Here is a 12,138-nt window from a genome sequence, read left to right on the forward strand (position 1 = left end):
CCTGGCATTTTGTTAGGCCGGCTTTTCTGTGGAAAACAGTAACTTTCGCAAAAGATTAATCATTATGACTACAAGCGATCAGGTCAAAGATCTCAAGCAACGCTTAGAAGCATTACGCGTGCATTTGGCTATTGACCAGAAACGTATTGAAATACAGAACGAAGAGGAAAAAACCTTTGATCCTAACTTTTGGAATGATCCCAAGGAGGCTGAAGTTTTTATGCGCAATCTGCGCGAAAAGAAAAACTGGGTTCAGGATTATGAAAAGGGAATCACCTTAACGGAGGAGCTTGAGGTTTTGCTTGAATTCCATAAAGAAGGCGAAGCTTCAGAAGCCGAAGTTGAAAAGCAGTACGAGAGCGCCAATACCCTTATTGAAGGGCTTGAGTTTAAAAACATGCTTTCTGAAGAGGGGGATGATTTAAGCGCAGTGCTTCAAATCACAGCGGGTGCCGGCGGTACCGAAAGTTGCGACTGGGCCTCTATGCTGATGCGCATGTACCTGATGTGGAGTGAAAAAAACGGATACAAAATCAAGGAGCTCAATTATCAGGAAGGAGATGTGGCCGGTGTAAAAACGGTTACTCTTGAAATCGATGGTCCTTTCGCCTTTGGCTGGCTAAAAAGTGAAAACGGGGTGCACCGTCTGGTACGCATTTCGCCTTTTGACAGTAATGCCAAGCGGCATACCTCTTTTGCTTCGGTATATGTTTACCCCCTTGCAGATGACAGTATTGAGATTGATATCAATCCGGCGGATATCAGTTGGGATTTTGCGCGTTCATCTGGCGCCGGTGGGCAAAATGTCAATAAGGTAGAAACCAAAGCGATTCTTACCCACCACCCTACCGGAATCGTTATTCATAATTCGGAAACCCGATCACAGCTAGAAAACCGGGAAAAGGCGATGCAAATGTTAAAATCACAATTGTATGAGATTGAACTTAAAAAGCGCCAGGCTGCCCGAGATGAAATTGAAGCCGAGAAAAAAGCAATTGAATGGGGTTCTCAGATCCGCAATTACGTGTTGCACCCCTACAAGTTGATAAAAGATGTGCGCACGGGTGAAGAAACCGGAAATACCGATGCGGTATTAGACGGTGATATTGATGCCTTCCTCAAGGCCTACCTGATGATGACCGGCCAAAAAGAAACCAGTAACGAACTTTAATTATGCTTAAAATCTATCACAACCCCAGATGTAGAAAAAGCCGGGAAGGGCTTGCCATACTTGAAGAATCCGGTCAGGATTTCGAAATTGTCAAATACCTGGATACTCCACCCTCCTATCTGGAGCTCGCAGCCATTTTGGGAAAATTAAACCTGAAACCCATAGAGCTGGTTCGTAAGAATGAAGCCATTTGGAAAGAACAGTTTAAAGGTAAGGAACTTTCAGATGAAGAAATCATTCAGGCTATGGTAGACCACCCTAAACTTATCGAGCGGCCTATTGTTGTTAAGAATAACGAGGCGGTTTTAGGCAGACCCCCCGAAAGCATTAGCAAACTGTTCAAATAATTTGAAATTCATTTAACAGAATTTTAACCGGATGGCGGTTAAACCAATGCTATTATTCTAGTCTAACTTGCGAAACCAAAAAATGACTATGAATAAATTTATTTTGCTAACACTACTGTGTTTAAGCAGTTATGCCCTATTTTCTCAAAAATCTTCAGATTATGTAATAACCGGTAAAGTGGTTGACAAAGCAGCGGGAGTCCCTCTGGAGTATGCCACTATTACGGTGAAAGATAAAAACAGCACACAGGATGTTGAAGGTGGAATTACCGATATGGATGGTAATTTTAGAGTTGAAGTCCCTGCCGGAGATTATTCCCTAAAAATTGAATACATCTCTTTTCAGCCGCTTACATTGAACCGAAGTATTAACAGTGACCTTAATCTGGGTACTATTCAATTAGAGTTTGCCGCATCAGATCTGGAAGAAGTTACCGTGGTTGCAGAAACCACAACCGTAGATGTAAGACTTGACAAAAAGATTTACAACATAGGTAAAGACCTTACTACTGCCGGTGGTACGGTAAGCGATGCGCTTAATAATGTACCGTCCGTGTCAGTTGACGTGGAAGGAGGAATCAGCTTACGTGGAAACGAAAACGTGCGTATTCTTATCAACGGGAAACCATCTGCACTTGCCGGTTTTGGAAGCACAGACGTGCTGGGCCAACTTCCTGCAGACGCTATTGAACGTGTAGAAGTAATTACTTCACCCTCTGCCCGTTATGATGCTGAAGGTACAGCCGGTATTCTGAATATCATCTTACGTAAAGAAAAAACCTTGGGCTTTAACGGTTCATTTCAGTTAAGCGCTGGTCATCCTGACAACGCAAGTGTTTCTTCAAACCTGAACTACCGTACCAATAAATTTAATATTTTCAACACATTAGGTTACCGCTATCGCGAAAGTCCCGGTAATGCCTTTTTTGATACGCGTTATTTTGAAGCCCGTCAGGATGCCTTTTTAGATAATGTACCTTACGATCGTAATATCGAAGACCGCCAATACGATCGTCTCGATCGCGGCTTTAATGGTAACCTGGGCTTAGAATATTATCTAAATGATCAATCTTCGATTACCGGTTCAGTATTTTACCGAAAAGGGAACGACGACGATTTAACTACGAACCGTAACGACTATATTCTTGGGGATGATCCTCGAATTGGGACAACCCGCCGGGAACTTGAAAACGAAGATGATCAAAGTTACCAGTTTGCACTAAACTACATCAATCGCTTTAATGATGAAGGACACCAGTTAACTGCTGATGTACAGTATGATGTGGACGAGGAAGATCAGAGAACTTTTATCAATGAACCCGTTCGTTACAATAATTCTTCTGTAAATGATATTACGTTACCCCGAGAAGAAACGAATACGACTGAAAAACAAAAAGAATATCTTTTTCAGGCCGATTATGTGCTGCCCTTAGGAGAAGATTCTCAATTTGAAGCCGGATACCGCGGAAATCTGGAAAATGAAGTAACCGATTATGAGTTGCGTCAGGAAGATGGAAATGGGAATTTAGTAATCAATGAAAATCAGACCAATATTTTTGACTATACGCAAAACGTTCATGCACTCTATACCCAGTATGGAACCAAGTTTTTTGATATGCTAAATGTGCTTGTGGGTCTGCGTATGGAAAATACAACTATCAAAGGAAACATTACTTCATTACTTACTGAGCAGGAACTACAAGAAGAATTTTCATTCCCTATTGACACCGACTTTAACAACAATTATCTGGGACTTTTCCCTACCGTTAACCTAATACTTGAGTTTGGTGAGGAAGAAAACCTTTCTTTTGGTTATAACCGACGAATCAACAGACCGAACGGATGGTTTGTAAATCCGTTCCCATCAAGAGATAGCCGTAACAACGTATTTCAGGGGAATCCCAATTTGGAACCAGCTTTTTCAAACGCCTTTGATGTGGGATACTTAAAACGTTGGGGAAAGAAACTGACTTTTACGTCTTCAGTATACTATCAGCATGAGACTGATGCCTTTCAACGCGTACAGGAGGATGTTACCATTACCGGTCCAGGAGGTAATCCTACTCAGGTAATACGTAGTATTCCTATTAACCTGGCCACTAACGACCGTTTTGGTGCTGAAGCAGGATTGCTTTATAATCCGGCAAAATGGTTGCGTCTCAATGGTAGTGTAAACTTCTTCCAATTTAATCTGGATGGCGATTTTAACGGGGAGGATTACAGCCAGAAAAATACCAGCTGGTTTGGTCGTTTCAGTTCAAAAGTTACCCTTCCGGGAGCTATAGACTGGCAGACCAATATGTTCTACCGTGGAGCTTCTCAGGAAATACAGGGACGTCAGGATGGAATTCTATCTATTGACCTCGCCTTAAGTAAGGAACTGTTTGATGGTAGTACGACCATCTCTGCAAACGTGAGTGATTTATTGAACTCCAGAAAAAGACAAAGCTTTACCACTACCGAATTCTTTGAACAAGACAGTGAATTTCAGTGGAGACAACGACAAATCAATGTTTCATTGATCTACCGTTTCAATCAGCAACGTGAAGAACGTAAGAGACCAAGAGAAGGACAATATGGAGATGATGATGGTGAATTTGAGGGATAATTAGTTCATCAGTCATAATCTCAGGTCATTTCATTTATTTGGAATGACCTTTTTTTTTGCAAAAATCTGTTCTACAATGTGAGCAGTATCGCGAAACCAAATGCTATTTGCTAAAAAAACTCAACTTTACTTAAAGGTTAATGATTCAAATAAATATATAATAAATACAAAATCAGTAACTTATGTCATGTTTTTAAAGTCATCATGATGAAAAAGCTGGTCTCCATTTTACTTATTCTAAGTGTCCTCTACTCCTGCGATGATGATGACAATACCATTTCTGTTGGTCTTTTGGCAAATCATCGGGGAGTATATATCAATGATTTTTACGTTTCCGGAATACTAGGCGACCCTGCTCTTGAAGATGCCCTCTTATACTGGGTTGATGAAAATGACTTTACAGACATCTATCTGTATAATATTGGTGCAATCCTGGCAGATGGTCTGGATAATGAATTGCGCACATTTGTAAATAAAGCTCATAATCAAAATCCGTATGTACGGGTTTCTTTTGTTTCCGCCGGTTTTGGAGACTCTTTTACAGCTTTGGAGCAGTATCACGATGGCCGAAAAGACAGTAAGCCAGATGGTATTGTTAGCGAAATAGAATTTTGGAACGGCAGTATGAATTATGCCGATGACTACGCACCCTGGATTGACCGCGTTAATGATCTTAAGTTTACAGTACCTCTGGGAGAAGTCACACCTCGTAACGCGGGTATAACCCGACAATTTTATATTGGTCAGATCAAAGACAGTGGCTTCCCTCCCAGTCTTACTATTGCCAAAGAGTTAGTGCTTAATCATGACCAGATTTTTTTGACTAATTATCATACAGATGCCTGGTTACTCTCAGGCTCGATGGCAGAGAATTCCATATTAAATAAATTAAATCTTTTGGCCCAGGCCGGAATGGAACTCAGTAAAGAAGTTCATATCGTAATCCTGTTTAATATAAATCAGATGTCAGCCTCACCCGAGATCTGGAATTATTTTGCAACCAGCGGAATGGATATGGAGTTTGAAGAAGCTTTTGCTTCCTGGAGTTCAGAATTTAATTCAAGTACGGCTATTACAAATAAAGAATTTCTAAAAATTGAAGGCTTCGGAATCTACCGTTACAGTGATGCCTTGAATGCAAGGCCTTGAATAAAAAAGCCCGCTCTATTTTTAGAGCGGGCTTTTCACTTAAAATTATAATTGAATATTAGGAATTCTCACGTTTAAGACGTCTTTCCTCACGCATTTCTTCCAAACGTTCTTTGGCTGCGCCAAAAATCCAGTACGGAAGAATAGAAACTAAAAAAATCATCAACCAGAAACCGATGGTTAAAATGGTTAAGAATGCAAGGAAGCCTAAGTATTGATCAAATTCAAACATAATATGGTTTTTGTCTGGTCGCAAATTTAGGGATTCTGTCTCTAAAAATGCAAGACTAATTTTAATTTATAAACATTTTTATAACAAGCCTTAACCGTGGTAATTAAGGCGAAACCGTTATTTTTGTGATAATAAAACTACCGAAAAATGGAATACAGAATAGAGAAAGATACCCTTGGTGAAGTTAAAGTACCGGCAGATAAAATCTGGGGTGCACAAACCGAACGTTCACGCAATAACTTTAAGATTGGAAGTCCTGCTTCAATGCCAATAGAGATTATCTACGGCTTTGCCTATCTCAAGAAAGCTGCGGCGTATACCAACTGTGAACTGGGTGTTTTATCTGAAGAAAAACGCGATCTCATTGCTCAGGTTTGTGATGAAATTCTAGAAGGGAAACACGATGATCAGTTTCCGCTTGTAATCTGGCAAACCGGCTCAGGTACTCAGAGTAATATGAACGTTAATGAGGTAATTGCAAACCGTGCACACATCATCGCGGGTAAAAAACTGGGTGAAGGCGAAAAAACCCTTCAGCCGAACGACGATGTCAACAAGTCGCAATCTTCTAACGACACCTTCCCTACCGGCATGCACATCGCAGCCTATAAAAAGATTATGGAGGTGACCCTTCCGGGAATAATCAAACTTAGAAATACGCTTAAGAAAAAATCGGATGATTTTCGCGAAGTTGTAAAAATTGGGCGTACACACCTTATGGACGCCACGCCCCTTACTTTAGGACAGGAATTTTCGGGCTACGTATCTCAATTGGATCACGGTATTAAAGCTGTTGAGCATACCCTTGATCATCTTTCAGAACTGGCACTGGGAGGCACCGCTGTGGGAACCGGACTGAACACACCTAAAGGATACGACAAACTTGTGGCTGATTATATTGCTAAATTCACAGAGCAACCCTTTAAAACGGCTGAGAATAAATTTGAAGCGCTGGCAGCACACGATGCTATTGTTGAGTCTCACGGAGCTCTGAAACAACTTGCAGTATCTCTTAACAAAATCGCAAACGACATCAGACTCTTAGCCAGCGGTCCGCGCTCGGGTATTGGAGAGATTACCATTCCTGCTAATGAGCCGGGATCGTCTATTATGCCCGGAAAAGTAAACCCTACGCAATGTGAGGCGCTTACTATGGTTTGTGCTCAGGTAATTGGTAATGATATGGCTATCGCCGTTGGTGGGATGCAGGGACAGTATGAATTGAATGTTTTTAAACCGGTTATGGCTGCAAATCTGTTGCACAGTGCCCAGTTGGTGGGAGATGCCTGTGTTTCTTTTGAAGAGCATTGTGCTGCAGGAATAGAGCCTAATCATTCCCGTATTAAAACTATGCTTGACAATTCATTGATGCTGGTTACGGCTTTGAATACTAAAATTGGTTATTACAAGGCTGCAGAAATTGCAAATACTGCGCACGAAAACGGTACTACGCTTAAAGAAGAAGCAGTCAACCTGGGTTACGTTACCGAAGACGAATTTGATGAATGGGTTAATCCTAAAGATATGGTGGGCGAACTTTAAATGTTTGTATTTTCAACATAGAACTATAAGCGGTCTTACAGGACCGCTTTTTTTATGGAAACTTTTGAGATTGATCAGGATGCTCAAACGCCTATTGTACATGACTTTGGCTTAAAGTACATTTAGAATGATCAACAGAATGCTGCTTTAATGCTTTCATTCTAAAAACCAGCCAAATGGATACTGAAATTGAAGAGTTATTAAATGCTGAAAATGAGCACATTAGAAAACTTCAGGAAATTGTAAAGAAAACCGTTGAAGATGAGAATCTTATACTTCAAAACCTGCTCAATCCACCGAAAGAAATTTTGACCAAAGGTCAGAAAATCTCAGATAAAGTCGCCAGGTTTGGAGGTAGCTGGGCTTTTATCATTTCCTTCTTTATTATTCTGGTGATTTGGATTGGTTTCAACGCCACTGCACCCACTAGAGATGCCTTTGACCCCTACCCTTTTATTTTGATGAATCTGGTCTTGTCCTGCATCGCCGCCCTGCAGGCGCCTATAATTATGATGAGTCAAAACCGGCAGGAAGAAAAAGACCGAAAGCGTGGGGAAAACGATTACCTCATTAATTTAAAGGCCGAGCTCGAGATCCGCTCTCTTAATGAGAAACTCGATGCGCTAGTTGAAGATCAGTTTAAGATTCTTTTCAATTCTCAGGCCAGGCAGCTCGAAATGTTGAAAGCCATTCAGAAAAAGATAGAGGCTGACAACCCCTTGTAAAATCAGTTTATTATCGCTGCAAATTCCTCATTTTAATTCGTATTCTCTTTATGAAAGCACTAACTACCATAGGTTTACTCATTTTAAGCAACTCGTTTATGATCATTGCCTGGTACGGCCATTTAAAATTTGCCGAACTGAAATGGTTCAGTAAACTGGGTATCGTCGCCATTATTCTCATCAGCTGGGGCATTGCGCTCTTTGAATACATCTTTCAGGTACCGGCAAACCGAATGGGTTTTAAGGAAAACGGCGGACCCTTTTCGTTAATTCAACTCAAGGTTATTCAGGAAGTGATTACACTGGTGGTTTTTGCTATATTCACCCTGCTTGTTTTTAAGACGGAAACCTTCCGCCTTAATCACATTATTTCTTTTTTGTTTCTGATTGGGGCGGTTTATTTTATGTTTAAAAAGTAACAGGTATGGCATTAAAACAAAAGCTTAGCGATTCCGATTCATTTTTAGAGCTTCTTCAAAAACGTTTTGAAGCCTATTCATCGCATTTTGAGAATATAAAATGGAATAAAATTGAAAACCGACTGCTTCAGAATCCCGAAACACTGAACCGTCTATTTCAAATGGAGCAAACCGGTGGCGAACCTTCCCTGCTGGAATACGATTCTGAAAAAGATATCTGTATTTTTTGCGATTTTTCTGCGGAAAGTCCGGCAGAGCGTCGCAGTCTGTGTTACGATGACGAAGCTCTGGAATCCCGCAAGAAATTTAAGCCTGCCGGAAGCGCTAAAGCCAAAGCTGAAGAAATGGGTGCCGAATTGATCAGCGAACAGGAATACCTGAAACTGCAAAGTATACAGGCAGTCGATATCAAAACCTCAAGCTGGATCAATACTCCTGAAGAAATGCGTAAACTGGGCGGAGCCTTATTTGGGGATAACCGCTTCGGGCGCGTGTTTTTCTACCACAATGGTGCCGAATCCTACTATGCAGGACGCGGCTTCAGGTGTGTGGTACGGGTGTAAATTATTTTATACTAAATGTGATTTCAATACAACATAGAAAATTTCAACCTGCAACTTAAAAACTACCCACCCCCGTAACCTATTACCGCAATAGTAATAACCAATAAACTGCCTACTTCTTGTAATACTTCTTGTATTTGGGATAGGCGATTAAGGCAAACAGCACTACTCCACCAAAGATCATCAAAGCTCGGTTTAAGTTGAGGATATTATCTCCGCTTGCGTAACTGTGTAAGCCTGAAAGCCAGAAATTTACCCCAAAATAGGTCATCAGGATACTGCCATAAGCGAGTATCGCCATTAGATTAAACAGCCACTTGCCACGCAAACCGGGAACCAGACGCATGTGAATTACAAATGCATAGACCATAATGCTGATGAGTGCCCAGGTTTCTTTAGGATCCCAGCCCCAGTAGCGTCCCCAGCTTTCGTTAGCCCATTGCCCGCCAAGGAAGTTTCCTATAGTCAGCATTACAAGCCCCACGGTAAGCGCCATTTCATTAATGATTGTTAGTTCACGGATGTTGAGATCCATCCGTTTTTTGTTCTTATCGTTAGTAAGTAAAATCAAAAGCAAAGCAACAAGACCCAGAATCATTCCAAGTGTAAACGGACCGTAACTTGCTACGATAACCGCAACGTGAATCATCAGCCAGTAACTGTCAAGTACGGGCTGTAGATTTGAAATCGCCGGATTCAACCAGTTCATACTCGCACCCCACAAAATAAAACCGGCTACAAAAGCGGTACTCGCAATGGTAAGCGAACTCTTTCGGCCGAAGGCCAAACCAAAAAACATCGTAGCCCAACCAACATACAATATAGATTCATAGGCATTACTCCAGGGCGCATGACCCGAAATATACCAGCGCCAGATGAGTCCCAAAGTATGCAACCCAAACAGAATCAATACCGCAATCCCACTAATACCGACCATGGTCTTGAGGAATCGGTTCTCTTTGAAAATGCGAATGATCACAAAAATGAACATAACCACACTAGCCAACATATACATCCAGTAAAGTTTGGTGAAAATGTCGTGCTTGTTGTAGTACACTTCGGCATCAATTTTATCTTCTGAGGGCATAACCTCGCTGCCGTATTTCTGCTGAAAGCTCTTGATACTTTTTATAAACGTATCCGCTTTTGAGTAGTCACCTGTTTGATTTCCTTCCCGCAAAGCAGAAAAATACAGCGGAAGAATCTGTTTGGTATATAAAGAGTCCATTCCCTTATACCCGGCTTCATTGAGCTCGGGATAGGAGACCCATTTATTATTTTCATCTCCAATTAACGGGAAGATTTTCAATATTTCACCACTTACAGCCCGGTTTAAGAGGCCCAGGCGCTCAGCGATATCAATAAAGTCTTTATCAAAATTGTTTTTAACCTCACTCTGGTATGCAGCTGTGATATAGGGATCGAGTTTATTTCGGCCCATATTGTCAATAAAATCGAGGGCGCTCACAAACTTTTGATCTTTAGGCACCCCAATGATCCCACGAATACTGTCGTTAGCCGGTTTCAGGTAAATCAGGTCGACATTGTACCAAAAAAACGGAGTTTCAACCATAGAAAGAAAAACCTGATCTGCAGTAAGGCCTTCGTATTTATCGCTTCGGCTCAATTTACGCAATAGCAGGCTTGAAAAGGTGTTGACCGGCATCATACGACCGCTGTCATCCTGAATAACCAGCTTCCCAAATTTAGCCGCTTCTTCAGCCGGTACTTTATTTGCCATCAAAACGGAGTCGATCTCCGCTTTAGTAGGCATTTGATGCTCTTCTTCTTCAGCAATTGTTGCAGTCCCCGGAATGAAATCCTGGGGTTGCTCTTCTACCACCTTGGTGTTTCCGTTTTCAACAATTACTTTTTGTTCCTGAGCGTTGAGCGTTCCGCCCAAAGCAAAGAGAACAGCAAGCACGCTAAGTTTAGCTTTTTTAACTTTCACCTTATCTAAACGCACTTTTAAGTCGCCAAAACGGCTTCCTTTATCAAACAAAATAATCATCAAGCCCAGATACAGGAGAAAATAACCGATATACGTGATCCAGGTACCCACCGCATCGTGATTTACAGAAAGTACCGTACCCAGTTCGTCAGGATCAAAACTGGCCTGAAAGAAGCGGTAGCCCTTATGATCTAACACGTGGTTCATATAAATCTCGTAATCAAACTGCTCTTCAGGAGTGTCGATTACGGTAATTTCGCTTTCATAAGAGGAATACGCATTGGTGGTACCCGGATAGCGCTCGGCTATAAAATCATTAAGCTTGATTGCGAAAGGTAATTCTACCGCTTTACTGCCGTAGGCCAAATGGAATTTTAAACCGCCTATTTCGGCATCAGTCATCGGGTTGTTGTAGCCTTTACCGCCTAATAAGCCCACGGTTTCCTGACCTTCGTCGGTTTTAATGGTAACAAAGAGCGCATCCTGCTGATTTTTTTGTTTCGGAAAAGCTTCTACAATTCCGTTTTTACCTTTCAAGACAGGCTCCGGGAATACAAATTGCATTCCGGCAACCTGATAGAGTGCCCGCAGTTTCAATTCTTGCACGGTATCTTTAGCCACTTCAAAATCCTCCTGAGTAGCCATAACCCGTGTAGAACCGGCGAATGGTGTTTGAATCGTGTAGTTTTCACCATCGTAACCAATATTAATGGCTCCTTCGGTAGGATTATTCAACGAAAACAGAACATTGTGTATGCTTGAAACCTGACCTTCCTCCAGATAGTGCTCGTGGCGGGTCCCGTCACCGGCTTCAACTATTTTAAGCTGAGCAACTCCGTCGGGATCTTCAATAAGGCCTTCTTCTGCCCCGTCAATAAATTTTGAGAATGAAATGGAAACCGGTTTTCCATCAAAATCGGTCTCCCATTCAAAACTGTTGTCCAAACGTGTAGATAAATTCATACGTCTTGGCTCCAGCTTGCGGCGCATCGGTTCGCCATTGCGTTCCCCGTCAATAAAAACCTGTAAATAGGTCTTTTCGCTTAGGAATGTGTTTTCAGTTTCCCCTTCACGGATAGGCATTATTCCTTCATAACCCATATAACGTGTCCAGGCGGCGCCAAAAATGATCAGAATAAACGCCAGGTGAAAGACCAGCGTTGACCATTTTTCTTTACGCCAAAGTTTAAAACGCCAGATATTCCCAACAAAGTTTACGATGAATAAAAGATGGATCAGTTCAAACCACCAGGCTTCATAAACCAGTTCACGGGTATACGGAGTTGGAGAAGTTTCCTGGCCGGCGTCAAGAATGGTTCCTGTAGCCATAGCTACAGCATAAACAATAAATAAAACGGCCATTAAACGGGTAGAAAACAGGAAATCTGCGATGCGTTTTTGCATGATACGAATTGCAATTTTTTTACGGCG

Annotated in this window: 10 protein-coding genes; 8 read left to right on the forward strand and 2 right to left on the reverse strand. The window is 41.7% G+C overall.

What is annotated here, in order from left to right:
- The first annotated feature begins 64 nt into the window (after positions 1-64).
- The 4 genes from prfB (at position 65) to CJ305_RS04405 (ending at position 5,275) form a co-directional block, all read left to right on the forward strand.
- Positions 65-1,171: a peptide chain release factor 2 gene (prfB, locus tag CJ305_RS04390; protein WP_099645038.1), complete on the forward strand. Its 1,107-nt coding sequence runs from the start codon at positions 65-67 to the stop codon at positions 1,169-1,171.
- 2 nt (positions 1,172-1,173) lie between these two features.
- Positions 1,174-1,518, forward strand: coding sequence for an arsenate reductase (glutaredoxin) (arsC, locus tag CJ305_RS04395; protein ID WP_099645039.1), 345 nt, complete (start codon positions 1,174-1,176; stop codon positions 1,516-1,518).
- 88 nt (positions 1,519-1,606) lie between these two features.
- On the forward strand, positions 1,607-4,126 hold the full coding sequence (locus CJ305_RS04400; protein WP_317043989.1) for a TonB-dependent receptor: 2,520 nt from the start codon (positions 1,607-1,609) through the stop codon (positions 4,124-4,126).
- Between the two features lie 207 nt (positions 4,127-4,333).
- Complete coding sequence (locus CJ305_RS04405) at positions 4,334-5,275, forward strand: hypothetical protein (RefSeq protein ID WP_099645041.1); 942 nt, start codon at positions 4,334-4,336, stop codon at positions 5,273-5,275.
- Positions 5,276-5,333: 58 nt separating this feature from the next.
- Here CJ305_RS04405 and CJ305_RS19420 read toward each other — a convergent pair whose 3' ends face one another.
- Entirely contained in the window at positions 5,334-5,507 is a 174-nt protein-coding gene (locus CJ305_RS19420) for a hypothetical protein (protein WP_099645042.1), read from the reverse strand.
- A 147-nt stretch (positions 5,508-5,654) separates the two neighbouring features.
- On the opposite strand from CJ305_RS19420, the gene fumC reads away from it, so the two are divergent.
- From fumC to CJ305_RS04430, 4 genes are all read left to right on the forward strand, one after another.
- Positions 5,655-7,049 carry a class II fumarate hydratase gene (gene fumC, locus CJ305_RS04415; RefSeq protein ID WP_099645043.1) on the forward strand — a complete coding sequence of 465 codons (1,395 nt, stop codon included), beginning with the start codon at positions 5,655-5,657 and terminating at the stop codon, positions 7,047-7,049.
- 176 nt (positions 7,050-7,225) lie between these two features.
- Positions 7,226-7,774 (forward strand): DUF1003 domain-containing protein, encoded by a 549-nt coding sequence (locus CJ305_RS04420; protein WP_099645044.1) that lies wholly within the window; start codon positions 7,226-7,228, stop codon positions 7,772-7,774.
- 50 nt (positions 7,775-7,824) lie between these two features.
- Entirely contained in the window at positions 7,825-8,193 is a 369-nt protein-coding gene (locus CJ305_RS04425; protein ID WP_099645045.1) for a DMT family protein, read from the forward strand.
- Positions 8,194-8,198: 5 nt separating this feature from the next.
- Positions 8,199-8,756 carry a DUF4256 domain-containing protein gene (locus tag CJ305_RS04430; protein ID WP_099645046.1) on the forward strand — a complete coding sequence of 186 codons (558 nt, stop codon included), beginning with the start codon at positions 8,199-8,201 and terminating at the stop codon, positions 8,754-8,756.
- A gap of 112 nt (positions 8,757-8,868) precedes the next feature.
- On the opposite strand, the gene ccsA is transcribed toward CJ305_RS04430, so the two are convergent.
- Positions 8,869-12,111, reverse strand: coding sequence for a cytochrome c biogenesis protein CcsA (gene ccsA, locus CJ305_RS04435; protein ID WP_099645455.1), 3,243 nt, complete (start codon positions 12,109-12,111; stop codon positions 8,869-8,871).
- Positions 12,112-12,138: the final 27 nt, after the last annotated feature.

The organism is Leeuwenhoekiella nanhaiensis (assembly GCF_002744755.1).
GTDB lineage: Bacteria > Bacteroidota > Bacteroidia > Flavobacteriales > Flavobacteriaceae > Leeuwenhoekiella > Leeuwenhoekiella nanhaiensis.

Excerpts from the sequence above, each read along its gene's own strand:
- prfB (WP_099645038.1), top strand. The coding sequence starts at position 65 with ATGACTACAAGCGATCAGGTCAAAGATCTCAAGCAACGCTTAGAAGCA.
- arsC (WP_099645039.1), top strand. The coding sequence starts at position 1,174 with ATGCTTAAAATCTATCACAACCCCAGATGTAGAAAAAGCCGGGAAGGG.
- CJ305_RS04400 (WP_317043989.1), top strand. The coding sequence starts at position 1,607 with ATGAATAAATTTATTTTGCTAACACTACTGTGTTTAAGCAGTTATGCC.
- CJ305_RS04405 (WP_099645041.1), top strand. The coding sequence starts at position 4,334 with ATGAAAAAGCTGGTCTCCATTTTACTTATTCTAAGTGTCCTCTACTCC.
- CJ305_RS19420 (WP_099645042.1), bottom strand. The coding sequence starts at position 5,507 with ATGTTTGAATTTGATCAATACTTAGGCTTCCTTGCATTCTTAACCATT.
- fumC (WP_099645043.1), top strand. The coding sequence starts at position 5,655 with ATGGAATACAGAATAGAGAAAGATACCCTTGGTGAAGTTAAAGTACCG.
- CJ305_RS04420 (WP_099645044.1), top strand. The coding sequence starts at position 7,226 with ATGGATACTGAAATTGAAGAGTTATTAAATGCTGAAAATGAGCACATT.
- CJ305_RS04425 (WP_099645045.1), top strand. The coding sequence starts at position 7,825 with ATGAAAGCACTAACTACCATAGGTTTACTCATTTTAAGCAACTCGTTT.
- CJ305_RS04430 (WP_099645046.1), top strand. The coding sequence starts at position 8,199 with ATGGCATTAAAACAAAAGCTTAGCGATTCCGATTCATTTTTAGAGCTT.
- ccsA (WP_099645455.1), bottom strand. The coding sequence starts at position 12,111 with ATGCAAAAACGCATCGCAGATTTCCTGTTTTCTACCCGTTTAATGGCC.